The organism is Citrobacter sp. wls716 (assembly GCF_005280975.1).
In the GTDB taxonomy this organism is placed as follows: Bacteria; Pseudomonadota; Gammaproteobacteria; order Enterobacterales; family Enterobacteriaceae; genus Citrobacter; species Citrobacter youngae.
Genome location: NZ_SZWX01000039.1, coordinates 165,998 through 181,747, shown reverse-complemented (window position 1 = coordinate 181,747; position 15,750 = coordinate 165,998). Strand labels below are relative to the sequence as shown.

Sequence of the window (15,750 nt, the reverse complement as noted above, 5' to 3'; positions counted from 1 at the left end):
AAACTTGAGCGGGCTTTTTGTTATTATGGCATTGCGACTAAAACATCAGGCCAGAATGGCTTCCAGTCGGGCTGTAAATAGCCAGCCAGAAACGTCAGGGTAATGAGACGCAGAGAATGCGAGATAACAATTTTTTGTGGCGGAGTCTTAATATGGGAGGCTAGCGCCAGCACCGCCGCCATCGCTCCGGGCACCGCACCCAAAAGCGCCTCTTCTTTACTCCAGCCCAACCGCCGCACACACCAGAAGTAGCTCAAGGTAAATTGCAAAGATAAGCAAAGTAATAACAGAGCAAAAAAAAGACTGAACTGGCGATGTTCACCATATGAAAAATCCCTAAACATCATCCCGATTGAGATACCGAGAGAAAGCTGGATGACCGTTATACTCCCCGGCATTGAGGTTACGGAGATCCCAACCCGCTTAAGTATAATCACGGTAAAGAGGGCACCAAACATCATACCCAGTGGAACATTACAGAACGTGAATCCCTGCCCGACGAGAAAACAGAGGATAATACCTGCCAACACTCTCATCGACGCCCTCTCCAGGTCAATTGTTCTATCACAAACTGATATCAGGCGAGGAGCCCACGCCCCCCGCCATCAGATTCACTCTTTGCTGGCTTTTTCACGCAATTCGGTCACCGGTACGCCACCAATTCCCCAATTATCAGTATCGACTTCGTCAATAACCACAATAGTGGTGTCAGGATTTTTGTTAAGCACATCCACCAGTAGCTGAGTAACACCTTCCATCAGCTGTTTCTTTTGTTTATCGGTAACACCTTCATTGGTGATCTTAATATTTACATAGGGCATAAAAACTCCTGTAAACCAGATAATTATGGGAAATGCGCACAGAGAGAAGAGCGCAAACCCGTTAAACAGCAGAACAGAGTCATACTGCTTTTGAAAACGAGTTCTGCCGCAAGAACTATTAAGGTTATTAGCTGAAATATAACTATTATCATTATTTTCCAGAATATTTAACTTTGTTGTATTGCCAATAACTAATCGCTGCTGCGATAAATAACGAGGCTGCCCCCAGCAATATGGAGTAGGTCATCCCATTTTTATTACTCTGAAAGACACTGACAACTAATGGGCCGAGGATTTGCCCTATCCCATATGTCAGCGTAACAAGACCGAGGAGATTAATCTTCTCGGGTGCGCTTATTTTTCTAGCCAGCGGCATGACCAAAGAGCTTGTACCCATAAATGTGCCGCCAAATCCAATACAACTAATGGTTAACAGCAGTGGCGAGTTAATAAATATGGCCATGACTACGCAACTCGCTTGCACAATTAAGTTAACGCTCAGGCAGGATAATATATTCCATTTGCGAGCAGCCCAGAGCCAGCCATAGCAGCCAGGAATAACAGCAAGGCCGACAATAGACCAGATATGGTCGGCTAAAAAAGTGTTGCCACCCCCCCTGGCCATTAACGGCAAATACGTGGCGACAATGATATAACCGAACCCCGCCAGGCCATACAGTAAGGCTAAATTCCACCACTGGATATCCGACTCCGCGCCTGCGGCAGCTTTTACTGAGGAGATCATATACTTATCTTTCGGCAATAGCATCGTCAGTATGACGAAAAGTATCGCTGAAATTATGGCTGCGCCAATCCACAACACATGTGAATTTAAGGCGTAGGATACGCCAGCAATGACATATTCATTGCCGATAAAAATGCCCATTCCTACGCCCGAAAACAAAGAGGCGATAACAAAAGGGTTATGAGTATGCTGAAGGACCAGCATTGAACCAAATATCATCATTCCCGCGCTTGCCACACCTGCGAGGAACCTGATTAACAAAATAATTTCTGGCTGGGTCACTTTTGCCATCAAAAAAATCAGCACGACGGTAAGTAGTGCTGAGACCAGTAACAACACTCTTAACTTATTGACAGCGCTAAAAATACCAAAAGAGAAAAGGAGGCTGCCAACAAGGTAACCTGCGTAGTTGGCGCTGGCAATTATGGATAATTGTGAAAAGGTAAACAGTCCTTCATGAAGCATAAGCGGGAGCATAGGCGTATATAAAAAGCGCCCAATGCCCATTCCTAAGGTCAAGACGATCATACCAAATACAGCAGTACTCAACTGACGGAGGCCAACAGCACTGTGATCGAGATCCATATTTTGGCCTCAAAAGACGAATTAAGTTTGATTGTTATCTTACACAAGGAAATGATAATAAAAAGTTAATAAAAATAACGAAAACATTCACTTTGAGTGATGCTTCTATGAACAGTACCTCTCTGAACTTGTTTAAAACGGTGGCGGAAACGGGCTCCATATCCGCTGCTGCACGTAGTCTGAACTGCGTTTCTTCGAATGTCACAACCCGCCTTAAACAGCTGGAAGCCAGCCTTGATGTCTCTCTGTTTGTGCGCGAGAAAAATCGACTCTACATTACCCCTGAGGGCGAACTGCTTCTGCGTTACGCCAACAAAATTTTGGCGTTGTTAGAGGAAGCAGAATTGTCGATGCTGGGAACAAAAGTGGCGGGACCATTGCGAATTGGTGCAATGGAAACGACCGCAGCGGTACGTCTCCCTTCGATACTGGCGAATTTCCACCGCGAAATGCCTTCCATTGAGTTAAACCTGAAAACCTCCCCTACTGAGGCGCTGGTGCAACACATTCTGAACAATGAACTGGAAATCGCATTCGTTGCCGATCATCAGGGACTGCATATGGAAAATTCGCCCCTGCAATCACACGTGTTATGTCAGGAAACGCTGGTACTGGTAACAGCGGCAGAGCACCAGAATGTCATTACTGGCGCTGACCTCCAGGTGACAAGGCCGCTGGTTTTTGTTAAAGGGTGCAACTATCGCTCCCGCCTGGGAGAATGGCTGCGCCTACAGGGGATCGATTACGCCGATCCTCTGGAATTTGGCTCTTTTCAGGCGATCCTTGGCTGTGTGAGTGCCGGGATGGGGATTGCGCTATTGCCAGAAAATGTTGTCAGACAGTATGAGAATAACTTCCCTGTCCGCAGTCATATGATTACGCCACAGATAGGTAAAGTGAACACCATGATGATATGGCTAAAAAGCCGCGAAGTCAGCCGGGTACTTAATCACTTTGTCTCGTTTATTACGCGGGCTTAAGTGATTACGCCTGGTAACGCCAGGCAGCCGGCGACCCAGTGTATTCATGGATGCTAAATATCTTATCCATAACAGGGACAGGCCACTTCACACCGTTGATTAAAGTTATGTAAATGTAAATTATTTACACTTTGCAATGATTGTAATTGCTAGTGATTATCATTTATTGTACGCAGGCAAAAAATGAGCCCCTGCCCGGGTCACTGTACGTTCCAATTACGCTGGGATATAAACGATGAATGCTCTGCCTCGCACTGGACTGCGCCGTATCACGCTTGCTTCTGCTCTCGTCCTCTCTGTCAGCCTGCCGGCTTTCGCCCAGGATGCGTTAACGCTGTATACCACCCGTGAACCGGGCCTGATTCAGCCCCTGCTTGATAGCTGGACGAAAACCAGCGGTATAAAAGTCAGCACGGTCTATATCAAGGACGGCATGCTTGAGCGTGTTAAAGCGGAAGGTAAAAACTCCCCTGCCGACCTGCTGATGACCGTTGACGCCGGGAACCTTATCGATTTAGTCGAAGCGGGTGTGACACAACCCGTGGAGTCAGAAGCACTGAAAGCGGCTATTCCGGCCAATCTCCGCGGTGCGGATAATCAGTGGTTTGCGCTGTCAATGCGTGCGCGAGTGTTGTACGCCGAGAAGTCAATGCCAATCGATAACTGGCATTACGAACAGCTCGCCAGCCCCGAGTACAAAGGTAAGGTTTGTATTCGTTCCGGTCAGCATCCGTACAATACGGCGCTGATCGCCGCGATGATTGCCCATCACGGCGAAGCAAAAACGGAAGAATGGCTGCGTGGCGTGAAAGCGAATCTGGCACGTAAAGCGACTGGCGGCGACCGTGACGTTGCCCGCGATATCCTCGGGGGTATTTGCGATATTGGCCTGGCGAACTCCTATTACGTCGGCCATATGAAAAACGCCAAAGAAGGCAGCGATGCACGTCAGTGGGGCGATGCAATTAAAGTCGTTAAGCCAACCTTTGAAAATGGCGGCACGCACGTCAATATCAGCGGCGCGGCAGTAGCACGCTATGCCCCCAATAAAGCCGATGCCGTTAAGTTGATGGAATATCTGGTTTCCGCACCTGCCCAGCAGCAGTACGCAAAAGCGAACTTCGAATACCCGGTACTGAAAGGTGTCACTCTCGATCCGGTGATCAATGCCACAATTGGTGAGATCGATGTCGATAAAATTCCGTTAACCGAAATCGTGAAATACCGTAAACAAGCAAGTCTGCTGGTAGATAAAGTTGGATTCGATCAATAAACTTCTACAGTTTCCGACGTTACGCGGCCTGGTTTCCGGGCCGCAGTCATTATTAACGCCGTTGCACCTTGGGGCGCTTTGCATTGCGCTTGGCGTCCTGACTCCCATCATTGCGCTTATCTGGCAAGCTACCCAGTCGGATTTATCGCACTGGGACAATCTCATTACGTTTGTGCTGCCTGCAGCATTAAAAAATACCGTACTGCTGTTAGCCGGCGTGGCCGTGCTGGTTGGCGTGATTGGCGTAGGCAGCGCCTGGGCCATCACAGCATGGGACTTTCCTGGACGTAAGATCCTCAGTTGGGCGTTGCTGCTGCCGCTGGCGATGCCAACCTACATCGTCGCCTTTGCCTGGCTCGATCTACTGCATCCGATTGGCCCTCTGCAAACCTTTATCCGCTTCCTGCTGGGCTTTGACAGTCCACGACAGTTCCGGCTACCGGATTTGCGTTCGCTTTCCGGCGCGATTATTTTGCTCGGTTTAGTGCTCTATCCTTACGTCTACCTGACGACCCGCGCCACCTTTATCAGTCAACCGGCCCATTTACTGGAGGCTGCCCGCACGCTGGGATGCAGCGCTGCCGGGACGTTCTTCCGGGTCGCCCTGCCAATGGCGCGCCCGGCACTGGCTGTCGGCATCAGCCTGGCACTTCTGGAAACGCTCAACGATATTGGTGCATCGGAGTTCCTCGGCGTACAAACGTTAACCGTTACCGTCTACACCACGTGGATCTCTCGCTCTGATTTATCCGCCGCCGCACAAATCGCCTGCATGATGCTGATGTTTATCTTCTTCATTCTGACACTGGAATTTTACGGACGCAGAAAGCAAGGATTCAGCAGCCGCAGCCTGCGGGAAATCCAACCCACTCGCGTGCCCGGCTGGCGTGGCTGGCTACTCGGCGCGGTCATTTCGCTACCGGTTATATTGGGCTTTGTGGCCCCGGTTCTCTTTTTGATGTGGGAAAGTGCCAAACGCTTAGGGGACACGAGCCCCCTTTCCGCCTCGTTGCTTTCAGCATTACAAAATACGCTCTTGCTGGCAGCAGGCACCACGCTGGTGGTGATTTGCGTCAGCTTGCTGGTGGCCTGGAGCGCACGCCATAGCGCAGCAGACAACGCGATGCCTGGCTTTCGTCGTGGCGTGATGCGTCTGGCCTCCCTCGGTTATGCGGTGCCCGGAACGATTCTGGCGATTGGTTTTTTGCCCCCAGCGATGGCTGTCGATCGTTGGCTGGCCGACTTACTGGATATTCGCGGGTTACCGCTGATGTCTGGCGGTATTTTGTTGGTCATTTGCTGCGCGATGCGTTTCCAGGCAATTGCCATCGGCGCGCTGGACTCCGGTCTGGGCCGCATCCCGCCGTCACTCGAACAGGCTTCACGATTGCTCGGCGAAAACGGTGCCGGAACATTTGCCCGCGTTCATTTTCCGTTACTGCGTCCGGCATTAGTGAGCAGCGCATTGCTGGTTTTTGCCGATGCGATGAAAGAACTGCCAACAACGCTGCTGTTGCGCCCGGTAAATTTCGAAACGCTGGCCACTCTGCTGTATGCAGAAGCGGCCCGCGGGACCTATGAAGAAGGTGCTATCGCCGCGCTAATGATTGTTTTAGCAGGTACACTGCCCGTTATATTGTTGGTGCGTCACCAGATGACTCGCCGTGGTTAAGAGAGCAACAATGTCAGAAATCGCATTACGACTCCAGGACGTGCACGTTGCCTACGGCAACAGCCAGCAACCGGTCCTGAGCGGATTCTCAATGTCGGTACGCAAAGGAGAAATTGCCTGTCTGCTTGGCGCTTCAGGCTGCGGGAAAACAACGGTGTTGCGTGCAGTTGCCGGTTTTGAACGACTGCAGTGTGGAGAGATCTATGTCTCAGAGCGGCGTATCGCTGGCCCCGGCGTTCATTTGCCCCCGGAAAAACGTCATGTCGGCATGGTCTTTCAGGAATACGCCTTATTTCCCCATCTGACCGCACAACAAAACATCGCCTTTGGTTTACGGCGTATGCCACGTGAAGCGCAACAGGCCAGAGTGACGGAGCTGTTGAAAATGGTGGAATTGCACAGTCATGCTAACCATTACCCTCATGAACTTTCTGGCGGGCAGCAGCAGCGCATCGCGTTAGCCCGCGCGCTGGCGCCACACCCAGAAATTTTACTGCTGGATGAGCCCTTCTCCAGCCTGGATAAGCGCACACGCGAGCGCCTTGGTAATGAGGTTCGGGATATTTTACGCGCCGCAGGCCAGACCGCGCTGCTGGTTACCCACAGCGAGCACGAAGCTCAGTTGATGGCGGACCATATCGGTTTTGTGAAAATGGGTCAGTATCAGCTTAAAAAAGCGGCCCACCATAGTCAGGGCTAAGAAAGAGCCGCGTAGTGGCATCGCTAATGTGTCTGCACCAGACTGATATTCACCGGCATCCCGGAACGGCGTTCCAGCGCCTGATTCCCACGATTCACATCCACGTCATTCCCGCTGATAAAAGTACGCAAAACGGGGGTGATGGGCAGCGGAACCTTTCTGTCAGATTCATATTCGGAGCGATTGCGGGACAGCGGTTCATGAACCTCAACCCAATGGCTACCGTCTGGCTCGGTGCTGAATTTTACCGGTCGGTCAATAATCTGAACACGCGTGCCAACTGGCACAGTATCAAACAGGTATTTGATGTCGTCATTACGCAGACGGATGCAACCCTGGCTCACGCGTAGCCCAATACCGAAGTTGGCATTAGTACCATGGATGGCGTACAACCTGCCGATATAGATAGCGTACAGTCCCATCGGATTGTCAGGCCCGGCAGGCACAAACGCCGGTAAGCTTTCCCCACGAGCAGCATACTCCCGCCGGGTATTTGCCGTGGGCGTCCAGCTTGGTGCTTCCTGTTTACGTTCGACCGCTGTGACCCAGTTGCGCGGAGTTTCCCTCCCGGCCTGCCCAATACCAATAGGTAATACCTCTACCGTATTAGCACCCTCAGGGTAATAGTAGAGCCGCATTTCTGCGACGTTGATGACGATGCCTTCACGTACGGTATCAGGCAATATCAACTGTTGTGGCACCACCAGTGTGGAACCCGACTTTGGCAGAAATACGTCCACACCAGGATTGGCTTCGAGCATATTGCTCAATCCCTGTCCATACTGTGCGGCAAAAGCCTCCAGGGGCTGAGTATTACCAGCGGGAATCGTTATCGTCAAAGGGCTTCCCACCAGACGGCTGCCCTCAGGAGGCAATGGGTAGCTCACCGCCTGCGATCCCTGACTCGCGAGCAGCATAACAAGAGCACACAGCAGTTTTACACGACGCATCTTTTTCCTTTCCTTCGTCGCAGCAGATATCCATTAAGTATAGCTTTTTTATCTGTTTTAGGGGGTTACGACGAGAATGCACATAAAAACCCCCGCCATAAAGCGGGGTCGTGAGCGGCTACGCTTCTTTGCCATCCGGTAATACAATATTACTGGCAGCTAACTGCCCCATATTGCTATACATCGCGCAGGCCGCTTCAACAATGGGCATCGCCAGCGCGGCACCACTGCCTTCGCCTAAACGCATTCCCATGTTGAGATACGGCTCCAGTTCCAGGTGCGCCAGTGCAGTACGAGCACCCTTCTCGGCGGAGAAATGCGACGGGATCAGATAAGGTTTAATCTCCGGCGCTATCTGACAGGCAGCCAGTGCCGCCGAATAAGACAGGAAACCATCCAGGATGACCGGCAGACCGCAAGACGCCGCACCTAACATCACCCCCGCCATACCGACAAGATCAAAACCACCCACTTTTGCCAGCACATCAATACCGTCATTGCGATCCGGCTGATTGACGGCAATGGCTCGCCGTACAACATCAACCTTATTGCCTACCCTCGAGAGCGGCAGGTTAGCGCCGATACCGACCACATCCTCGGCATCGCTGCCGGTCAATACGCTGACGATTGCCGCCGCGGAGGTCGTATTGGCCATACCAAGTTCACCGACGCCAAACAGCGTTACGCCATCCCTGGCCAGCTCATGGGTATAACGGATAACTTCCAGCAGCAGTTCCTCGGCCTGAGAACGGCGCATTGCCGGGCCTTGAGCAATATTACCGCAGCCGCGCGCCACGCGCATATTCACCACGCCGGGAATGAGTTCAGCATCGATGCCGACATCAATCACATGTACCTTTGCCCCCGCCTGAGCAGCCAGCACGCAAACGCCGGTCGTCCCACGCGTCATATTAGCAGCCTGAATAGCCGTGACGATTTTAGGCGAAACGGCAACCCCTTCATCCCACACGCCATGATCGGCACACATCACCAGCATCGCTTTGCCATTCACATGCGGCACACCCTTCAGGCCAGGCATACCGGCCAGTTGCACAGCGAGAGATTCGAGTCGCCCAAGACTTCCCGGCGGCTTAAGCAGGCCATCAATATGTTGCTGCGCGCGCAACATTGCAGCGCTATCGGGAGAAGGGATCGCGTGAAGTAAAGAGGATAAAGTCTGCATAAGGGTTCCAGTATGTTGACTGACTCAAAGCAGAGCCAGCAGGAAAACCAACTCGCCAAGTTCAATGGCCGCACCCAGCGTATCGCCGGTTTGCCCACCTAACGTGCGTTTTAATAACTGCCCAAGAATGAAGATCGCCACCAACGTAACGACCAGTGCTGCCACACCACGCATACCGGGAAGCAGTACGGCGGCAAGGATCGCCGCAAATCCCAACGTGACGCAGGTTTGACGCCCGGAGACTTTGCCGATAAAGACGTTGCCCAGCCCTTCTTCGCGCGCGTAACGATGTCGATACATCAGCAAAACAGCACAGCCCCGCCCGGCGACACAAGCCGCAGCAAGCGCCGCCAACATCGGTGTGCCACGCAAAGCCAGTTCGCTCACTACCAGCACTTTTGCCAGCAACACGAAAATTAGCGCCAGTCCGCCGTGGGTTCCCAGCCGGCTGTCGCGCATGATCTCCAGCATCCGTTCGCGTCGACGGGCAGAGAAAATACCGTCACAGGTATCCGCCAGGCCATCAAGATGAAAACCGCCGGTCAGTAGCGCCAGGGTCAACACTGCAAACAGCGCCGCCAGTGGGATACCGCACCAGGCCTGTAGCGCCATAAAGACCAGCCCCGTAAGCCCGCCCAGCACCACGCCAATCAGCGGGAACATCACAATGCCACGTGAATAGTGCTCGAAATCCAGTCCTTGCGACCAGCGAGCAGGAACGGGCAAGCGACTGATAAAAGAGAGCATTGCCCAGAACAACTTACTCATTTAATTTTGACTCCAATTCCTGATACCACCAGCCAGACCTCATCGGCTGCTGCCGCCAGTCGCTGATTCACGCGTCCTGCAATATCGCGAAAATGCCGTGCCAGACGGTTCTCCGGAACAATCCCCATTCCCACTTCGTTGGTCACCAGCACAACCTTTGCCGGGCAGCGCTGACAGGCAGCAATCAGCGAACGGATCTCATCCTCGATCGACTGCTCCATCGCCGCGTAATCCCAGCTATCCGGGTCACTGTCATCGCCCAGTGCAAACAGCAGATTGGTCACCATCGTGGTAATGCACTCCAGCAAAATGGCTTCTTGCGGATCGTTTTCTGCCGTTATCAGCTCATCGAGATGTTGCCAGCGTTCAGCTGTACGCCAGTGCGCAGGGCGTCCATCGCGATGATGCTGAATTCGCGCCGCCATCTCCTTATCAAAGATCTGCGAAGTCGCGATATACAAAACGTTTGGAGAATCCGCGATCAGCGCTTCCGCATGTCGACTCTTGCCGCTACGCGCACCGCCGGTAACCAGAATCATCATACGGGCTCCCGGTGTTGCTGCATGATGGTATAAATTTTCTCAATATCGATGTGTTGCCGCATCGCATCCGCCAGCAGATCAAACTGCTGCGATTTATATTGCGCGTAATGGAAGGTGGAATCCAGCGGTGCTAACCCTTTACGTACGCGCAGGCCATTAACCAGCGCCCGGGTAAATTCATCGCTGTCGAACAGACCGTGAAGATAAGTACCAAACGCCAGGCCATCCGGCGTAACCGCGCCGTCAGCCACATTGCCTCCGTCTTTGCGCAGCGTCATCACCGACCGGCATTCTTCGGTTAACGTCGTTTCGCCCATATGGATTTCGTAACCACGAACGGATAACCCCGCCGCGCCCGCCAGCCAGTCAGGCAGCGAGGAGGACATTTTTCCCTCAACCAGAGTGGTGGTTTTGTGCTGGGCAAAATGGGTGACGGTATTGAGCAAGCCCAGACCCGGCAGCGTGCCAAGCCCTGACTCCACTTCATCGATGATCGTATCGCCGAGCATTTGATAGCCGCCGCAAATCCCCACCACCGGCACGTTATTACGATGCAATTGCACGACGCCGTGCGCCATTCCGCTCTCACGCAGCCACACAAGATCGCCCAGCGTATTTTTGCTGCCGGGCAGAATCACCAGATCGGCCCCCGCCAGTTCTTCAGGCTGGCGCACATAGCGCACGCGCACATCCGGCTGTGCGGCAAGCGCATTGAAATCAGTAAAGTTAGAAATGTGCGGGATTTGCACAACGGCGATGTCGATGTCGCGTTTATCAGTGCGCAAATATTTGCCCTTTTGCAGCGCAACGCCATCTTCATCTTCCAGATCCACATCCAGCCATGGCATGACGCCCAGTACCGGCACCCCGGTCAGCGCTTCAATTTGCTCAATACCGGAATACAGCAGCGCCACATCGCCGCGAAATTTATTGATGATCACCCCTTTGACCCTGGCGCGTTCATGATCGTGCAATAGCGCCAGCGTGCCGTAAATGGAGGCAAACACCCCGCCACGGTCGATATCCGCCACCAAAATCACAGGACATTGCGCCATTTCAGCCATGCCCATATTGACGATATCGCGATCGCGCAGGTTAATCTCGGCCGGGCTTCCCGCCCCCTCCAGCACCAGCACATCAAACTCTTGCGCCAGACTGTTATAAACTGACAGGATTTGATCCCGCAGACGCGGTTTGTACTCGTGGTAACTGACCGCATCCATATCGGTTGCCACTTTGCCCATCAGCACAACCTGCGCTTTACGGTCGCTGGTCGGTTTAAGCAGCACCGGATTCATACGCACATCTGGCGTAATGCCAGCGGCTTCAGCCTGAAAAATTTGCGCGCGGCCCATCTCTTTGCCCTCTGGCGTAATACCAGAGTTCAGCGCCATGTTTTGCGATTTGAACGGCGCGGTACGCAGCCCATCCTGATAAAAAATTCGACACAGCCCGGCGACCAACACGCTTTTACCCACATCAGATGCCGTTCCCTGCAACATTATCGCCTGCGTCATGACGCCTCCTTCAGTGCGTTCTCTCGCATACAACTAAAAAATTCAGCCTCTGTTTTACACAGCGGGAAGCCCAGCTCGGTGTGCAATTTCACCAGCCATGGCTGAGTTAACCCGGCTTGTTCAATAAGATCGGTACGGGCGAACACGTCACCCGGCGTACCGTGCGTCAGCACTTCTCCGCGACGTAAAACATACACCGCATCGCTGACTTCATAGATGAGATCAATATCATGGCTGGAAATAACCACATGATTTCCTTGCGCCACAATGCGTTTGATAATCTCGATCATCTGCGTACGCCCTGATGGGTCGAGACCGGCGGTGGGTTCATCCAGTAACAGATACTGCGCCTGCAGCACCAGCGCCCCGGCAATCGCCACGCGTTTTTTTTGCCCGTGGCTTAAGCACTGAATCGGCTGATGGCGAAAATGCTGGGCGTCGACCAGCGTCAAGGCATCGTCCACCCGACGGGCAATTTCAGCCTCGTCCACGCCAAGATTACGCAGGCTAAACGCGATGTCACTGTCGATGTCGGTATAAAAGATTTGCTGATCGGGGTCCTGAAATACCGTTGCCACCTGCTGACGTAGCGCCAGCAGGCCGCGCTTGCTGTAATCCAGTGGTTTTCCTTGCCACATCACCGCCCCCTGTTGTGGGCGCAGTAAACCGCTCAGGTTCATAAACAGCGTGGACTTCCCACAGCCATTGGCCCCCACCAGTCCGGTGACGGCATGTTGAGAAAAGTCCAGCGTTAGCCCTTTGAGAATCGGGTCATCCTGGTAGCGAAACCAAAGCGCTGAGGTGGCAAGCATACTTTTCCTTACAGGTGAAAATCACCCTGATACAGTTTGATATCCAGTGTGGTGGTCATTTGCTGATAACGGATCAACACGCGGGTAAACAATAATCCCACCAGCATCGCCAGCGAGCGATAGCCTAATGGCAAGCTACGATAACCAAAACGCAGCGTTTGTGCGCGATGAATGGCGAGTGCCTCGTCTAACAGGATAAAAATAAAGCGCCAGGTCAGCAGAATCAGCTCGGTCATCAGTCGTGGGACATGTGCACGTTTGAGCAGGATAATTAACTGCGGAAACGGTAAATTCAGCACCAGCCAGAACGTTGCCGCCAGCGCAGCCAGGCTGCGCCAGAAGGTTTCATTGGCGGTGACAAGTCCTGGGGCGCTAACGCCCAACCAGTAGCTGCCCACGGGTACGCTGGCCAGTAAGGTATGCGGGTCGCGACTGACGCTAAACAAAATCGTCACGACGCCCACCAGCAGAAAGCCAAACGGTAACGCCATCCAGCGACACCAGCGCCAGAAAGAAACCCGCAGCAGCCAGCAACTGAGCGCCGCTATCAGCAACATCTCGATACCCTGCCCCAGCGGGGGCAGAGTAAAGGCCAGAATCATCATCATTAGCCAGAGCAGAAATTTCCGCACCGGTGAGACATGAAACCAGCGGCTTTGATAGCTAAGCCTGTCAAGCCCGGTCATCACGACGTTGCCTGCCCTTGGTGTAACCCAATATGTAGAAAATTACGGCTGCGCCCAGCGATCCCTGGAGCGTAAACAGCAGGCTTTCAATCTCACCGCTTGCCGGTTCATATAACGGCTGGAACCACGGCTCATAATGCGGGGCAATAGCCTGAATCTGACTCTCCGCCTCACCGTCCGAGCCGCCGTATTCACCACCGTGGTTGATAAAGAACGGCAGGATCACCAGCGCCACTACCATGCCCAATATAATCAGCGTCTTTTTCATCGTTAATGTCCTTGTGCGGTTATTAACTGGCGTTTGGTTAGCTGATCGTAAATCAGCACGGTGAGTAACCCTTCCGCAATCGCGATGGGGATCTGCGTCAGACAGAAAATTCCCATGAACTTAATGATTGAACCGGTAGCGCCAGCAGACGGATCCGGGAACGCCACGCCCAGTTGCACTGAGGTGACGAAATAGGTGACAAGATCCGCCAGCATCGCGCACAAGAAGACGCAAACATCACGGCGGAACCCCGCGCGACAGGCCAACTTCCACACCATATACCCAACAACCGGGCCGATTACCGCCATCGACATACCGTTAGCGCCAAGCGTCGTCAAACCACCGTGCGCCAGCAGCAGAGCCTGGAACAGCAAAACGATTGCCCCGAGGATGGCCACTACGCCTGGTCCAAACAGGATAACCGCCAGGCCTACGCCGGTAGGGTGTGAACAACTTCCGGTAACGGAAGGAATTTTCAGCGCCGACAGCACAAAAATAAAGGCGCCGCACAGTGCCAGTAAAACTTTCTGGTGATTATCTTCCTGCACGATTTGGCGCAGGCGCACCAGCCCGTACCACAGGCAGGGTAAAAACAGCAGCCACCATGCCAGCGCCCACATCGGTGGCAAAAAGCCTTCCATAATGTGCATCGCGAACGCTTGCTCAGGAACAATCATCAGTAATAGCGCCGCTGCCAACCCGCTGAAAGACAGCTGTTTTAGCTGTTGTTCAAGCTTCATTGTGCATACTCCCACTGTTTGTTGACCAGAATGGTCGAGAAATAAGGCAGCGGCTGATCGTCGCTCACCTCGTCGAGATGGCGCCAGCACTGCTCGCCCGGCAGCGTGGCTTCAGACATCATCAGTGCACAGTCCAACAAGCCTTCTTGTTGCAGCAGCGCTTTGATGCGCGCAAAACGACCGTACACTTTCATCAGCACCAGGCTGTCATGCTGCTTTAACGCCTGCTGAATTTCAGCTTCCGGCGCGGTACAGGAGACCACTGCCAGCGATTGTTGCTCCATGGCGAGCGGAGTTTTCGAACGCGCGGCAATCGCAGCGAAAGAGGTCACGCCCGGGACGATTTCTAACCAGTCAGGCGAACCAATACGCTGCAGTAAAAAGACCCAGGTGCTGAACAGCATGGCGTCGCCGAGGGTAATAAAACCTACCTGTTTACCCGCTTCCACTTCCTGTACCAACGCAGCAGCGACCTCATCCCAGACGGCCTCTTTTTCAGCACTGTCGGCACTCATCGGGAAATGGCAGCAGCGAACCTCGGTCTGCTCACCGATATACTCCCGCACAATCGACAACGCCAGACTATCGCCACCTTTACGCCCGGCTGGCGCATAAAGAATATCCAGCGCCCCAAGCGTGCGTGCTGCGCGCACGGTTATCAGATCGGCAGCACCAGGCCCGGTGCTCAGTGCATACAATTTGCCACTCATGCTGCTTCCTCCAACGCTACGTTCAGCGCTTGCTGTAAATGGGCGACGAACATGGCACGAACCGCCGGATTCTCACCCAGACCGCTGAGCCATGGCGTAGCTGGAATGCCTGCTGCGTTAAACAACGTTTTCCACGAATCCTCTTCATCGGAGGCCATATCATTGATAGCGTGGTCGCCTGCAACCAGCATTAGCGGCATTAGATGAACCGCCGTCACGCCTTCCTGACCTAAGCTTTCGATCAGCACCTCAACTTCCGGGTAGCTTTCCACTGCACCTACGCGAGCCGGGAAGCGCTGCGCCGTCATCATGTGGTCAAGACAGGCATAGGCAGCAAAGGCGTGATGGCTGGCCCCGTGCCCCATAAAGACCACTTTTTCATTTTCGCCAAGCGCCGGCATCTGCTGTTGCAGCGCCAGCATCAGCTGTGCGTAATCTTCAACGCTGCTCAGTAGTGGTACACCCAGCGTCAGGCGAGAAAACAGCGGGCGCATACTTTGTACTTCGCGGACAATTTTTTCGTATTCGTCGCCGTTGATGATGTGCAGCGACTGAATCGCGACATCCTGATACCCCTGCTCCGCCAGCTTTTGCAGCGCCTGCAGCGGCGTGTCGATTTCAATGCCGTCACGCTGCTTGAGCTTGCGGATAATCATCCCTGAGGTAAACGCCCGGAACAGGTCGCGGTCAGGGCAACTGGCTGCAAGATCGCGCTCACAGGCCACAATATTCTTCTCGCAGGTGTCGTGATAGCTGGTGCCAAAGCTGACCACCAGAAGCGCCTTTTTCATCTCTAAC

Annotated in this window: 18 protein-coding genes; 4 read left to right on the top strand and 14 right to left on the bottom strand. The window is 53.4% G+C overall.

All coding sequences use genetic code 11. The features are described from left to right. Positions 1-23 precede the first annotated feature (23 nt). The 3 genes from FDX24_RS15720 to FDX24_RS15710 form a co-directional block, all read right to left on the bottom strand. Complete coding sequence (locus FDX24_RS15720; protein WP_082193760.1) at positions 24-536, bottom strand: AbrB family transcriptional regulator; 513 nt, start codon at positions 534-536, stop codon at positions 24-26. A 75-nt stretch (positions 537-611) separates the two neighbouring features. Further along, on the bottom strand, positions 612-821 hold the full coding sequence (locus tag FDX24_RS15715) for a 4-oxalocrotonate tautomerase family protein (RefSeq protein ID WP_061067728.1): 210 nt from the start codon (positions 819-821) through the stop codon (positions 612-614). 151 nt (positions 822-972) lie between these two features. Further along, complete coding sequence (locus FDX24_RS15710) at positions 973-2,151, bottom strand: MFS transporter (RefSeq protein WP_137346217.1); 1,179 nt, start codon at positions 2,149-2,151, stop codon at positions 973-975. A 107-nt stretch (positions 2,152-2,258) separates the two neighbouring features. On the opposite strand from FDX24_RS15710, the gene FDX24_RS15705 reads away from it, so the two are divergent. The 4 genes from FDX24_RS15705 to FDX24_RS15690 all read left to right on the top strand — a co-directional run bounded on the left by FDX24_RS15705 (position 2,259) and on the right by FDX24_RS15690 (position 6,776). Continuing rightward, a complete protein-coding gene (locus FDX24_RS15705; protein WP_061067726.1) occupies positions 2,259-3,131 on the top strand; it encodes a LysR family transcriptional regulator in 873 nt (290 codons plus the stop codon). Positions 3,132-3,366: 235 nt separating this feature from the next. Next, complete coding sequence (locus tag FDX24_RS15700; RefSeq protein ID WP_048211970.1) at positions 3,367-4,404, top strand: extracellular solute-binding protein; 1,038 nt, start codon at positions 3,367-3,369, stop codon at positions 4,402-4,404. Continuing rightward, entirely contained in the window at positions 4,388-6,076 is a 1,689-nt protein-coding gene (locus tag FDX24_RS15695) for an iron ABC transporter permease (protein ID WP_048211971.1), read from the top strand. Before FDX24_RS15700 ends, FDX24_RS15695 begins: the two co-directional genes overlap by 17 nt. A gap of 10 nt (positions 6,077-6,086) precedes the next feature. Next, positions 6,087-6,776, top strand: a complete 690-nt coding sequence (locus FDX24_RS15690; protein ID WP_048211972.1) for an ABC transporter ATP-binding protein — start codon at positions 6,087-6,089, stop codon at positions 6,774-6,776. A gap of 23 nt (positions 6,777-6,799) precedes the next feature. Here the strand turns inward: FDX24_RS15690 and ldtA are convergent, their stop codons facing one another. The 11 genes from ldtA to FDX24_RS15635 form a co-directional block, all read right to left on the bottom strand. After that, positions 6,800-7,726, bottom strand: coding sequence for a L,D-transpeptidase (ldtA, locus tag FDX24_RS15685; RefSeq protein ID WP_048211973.1), 927 nt, complete (start codon positions 7,724-7,726; stop codon positions 6,800-6,802). A gap of 118 nt (positions 7,727-7,844) precedes the next feature. Further along, positions 7,845-8,909, bottom strand: a complete 1,065-nt coding sequence (gene cobT / locus FDX24_RS15680) for a nicotinate-nucleotide--dimethylbenzimidazole phosphoribosyltransferase (RefSeq protein ID WP_137364582.1) — start codon at positions 8,907-8,909, stop codon at positions 7,845-7,847. A gap of 24 nt (positions 8,910-8,933) precedes the next feature. Then, positions 8,934-9,677: an adenosylcobinamide-GDP ribazoletransferase gene (gene cobS / locus FDX24_RS15675; RefSeq protein WP_061067722.1), complete on the bottom strand. Its 744-nt coding sequence runs from the start codon at positions 9,675-9,677 to the stop codon at positions 8,934-8,936. Continuing rightward, positions 9,674-10,219 carry a bifunctional adenosylcobinamide kinase/adenosylcobinamide-phosphate guanylyltransferase gene (gene cobU / locus FDX24_RS15670; RefSeq protein WP_137364581.1) on the bottom strand — a complete coding sequence of 182 codons (546 nt, stop codon included), beginning with the start codon at positions 10,217-10,219 and terminating at the stop codon, positions 9,674-9,676. Before cobU ends, cobS begins: the two co-directional genes overlap by 4 nt. Continuing rightward, entirely contained in the window at positions 10,216-11,736 is a 1,521-nt protein-coding gene (locus FDX24_RS15665) for a cobyric acid synthase (RefSeq protein ID WP_061067721.1), read from the bottom strand. Before FDX24_RS15665 ends, cobU begins: the two co-directional genes overlap by 4 nt. Then, positions 11,733-12,548 (bottom strand): energy-coupling factor ABC transporter ATP-binding protein, encoded by an 816-nt coding sequence (locus tag FDX24_RS15660; RefSeq protein ID WP_061067720.1) that lies wholly within the window; start codon positions 12,546-12,548, stop codon positions 11,733-11,735. The genes FDX24_RS15665 and FDX24_RS15660 overlap by 4 nt, the downstream gene beginning before the upstream one ends. An 8-nt stretch (positions 12,549-12,556) precedes the next feature. Further along, positions 12,557-13,234 (bottom strand): energy-coupling factor ABC transporter transmembrane protein, encoded by a 678-nt coding sequence (locus FDX24_RS15655; RefSeq protein ID WP_048211979.1) that lies wholly within the window; start codon positions 13,232-13,234, stop codon positions 12,557-12,559. Next, positions 13,221-13,502 carry an energy-coupling factor ABC transporter substrate-binding protein gene (locus tag FDX24_RS15650; RefSeq protein WP_003030289.1) on the bottom strand — a complete coding sequence of 94 codons (282 nt, stop codon included), beginning with the start codon at positions 13,500-13,502 and terminating at the stop codon, positions 13,221-13,223. The genes FDX24_RS15655 and FDX24_RS15650 overlap by 14 nt, the downstream gene beginning before the upstream one ends. Before the next feature lie 2 nt (positions 13,503-13,504). Then, entirely contained in the window at positions 13,505-14,242 is a 738-nt protein-coding gene (cbiM, locus tag FDX24_RS15645; protein ID WP_048211980.1) for a cobalt ECF transporter S component CbiM, read from the bottom strand. Further along, positions 14,239-14,952: a cobalt-factor II C(20)-methyltransferase gene (locus FDX24_RS15640; RefSeq protein ID WP_005123035.1), complete on the bottom strand. Its 714-nt coding sequence runs from the start codon at positions 14,950-14,952 to the stop codon at positions 14,239-14,241. The genes cbiM and FDX24_RS15640 overlap by 4 nt, the downstream gene beginning before the upstream one ends. Continuing rightward, positions 14,949-15,743, bottom strand: a complete 795-nt coding sequence (locus tag FDX24_RS15635) for a sirohydrochlorin cobaltochelatase (protein WP_048211981.1) — start codon at positions 15,741-15,743, stop codon at positions 14,949-14,951. The genes FDX24_RS15640 and FDX24_RS15635 overlap by 4 nt, the downstream gene beginning before the upstream one ends. Positions 15,744-15,750 lie beyond the last annotated feature (7 nt).

Excerpts from the sequence above, each read along its gene's own strand:
- FDX24_RS15720 (WP_082193760.1), bottom strand. The coding sequence starts at position 536 with ATGAGAGTGTTGGCAGGTATTATCCTCTGTTTTCTCGTCGGGCAGGGA.
- FDX24_RS15715 (WP_061067728.1), bottom strand. The coding sequence starts at position 821 with ATGCCCTATGTAAATATTAAGATCACCAATGAAGGTGTTACCGATAAA.
- FDX24_RS15710 (WP_137346217.1), bottom strand. The coding sequence starts at position 2,151 with ATGGATCTCGATCACAGTGCTGTTGGCCTCCGTCAGTTGAGTACTGCT.
- FDX24_RS15705 (WP_061067726.1), top strand. The coding sequence starts at position 2,259 with ATGAACAGTACCTCTCTGAACTTGTTTAAAACGGTGGCGGAAACGGGC.
- FDX24_RS15700 (WP_048211970.1), top strand. The coding sequence starts at position 3,367 with ATGAATGCTCTGCCTCGCACTGGACTGCGCCGTATCACGCTTGCTTCT.
- FDX24_RS15690 (WP_048211972.1), top strand. The coding sequence starts at position 6,087 with ATGTCAGAAATCGCATTACGACTCCAGGACGTGCACGTTGCCTACGGC.
- ldtA (WP_048211973.1), bottom strand. The coding sequence starts at position 7,726 with ATGCGTCGTGTAAAACTGCTGTGTGCTCTTGTTATGCTGCTCGCGAGT.
- cobT (WP_137364582.1), bottom strand. The coding sequence starts at position 8,909 with ATGCAGACTTTATCCTCTTTACTTCACGCGATCCCTTCTCCCGATAGC.
- cobS (WP_061067722.1), bottom strand. The coding sequence starts at position 9,677 with ATGAGTAAGTTGTTCTGGGCAATGCTCTCTTTTATCAGTCGCTTGCCC.
- cobU (WP_137364581.1), bottom strand. The coding sequence starts at position 10,219 with ATGATGATTCTGGTTACCGGCGGTGCGCGTAGCGGCAAGAGTCGACAT.
- FDX24_RS15665 (WP_061067721.1), bottom strand. The coding sequence starts at position 11,736 with ATGACGCAGGCGATAATGTTGCAGGGAACGGCATCTGATGTGGGTAAA.
- FDX24_RS15660 (WP_061067720.1), bottom strand. The coding sequence starts at position 12,548 with ATGCTTGCCACCTCAGCGCTTTGGTTTCGCTACCAGGATGACCCGATT.
- FDX24_RS15655 (WP_048211979.1), bottom strand. The coding sequence starts at position 13,234 with ATGACCGGGCTTGACAGGCTTAGCTATCAAAGCCGCTGGTTTCATGTC.
- FDX24_RS15650 (WP_003030289.1), bottom strand. The coding sequence starts at position 13,502 with ATGAAAAAGACGCTGATTATATTGGGCATGGTAGTGGCGCTGGTGATC.
- cbiM (WP_048211980.1), bottom strand. The coding sequence starts at position 14,242 with ATGAAGCTTGAACAACAGCTAAAACAGCTGTCTTTCAGCGGGTTGGCA.
- FDX24_RS15640 (WP_005123035.1), bottom strand. The coding sequence starts at position 14,952 with ATGAGTGGCAAATTGTATGCACTGAGCACCGGGCCTGGTGCTGCCGAT.
- FDX24_RS15635 (WP_048211981.1), bottom strand. The coding sequence starts at position 15,743 with ATGAAAAAGGCGCTTCTGGTGGTCAGCTTTGGCACCAGCTATCACGAC.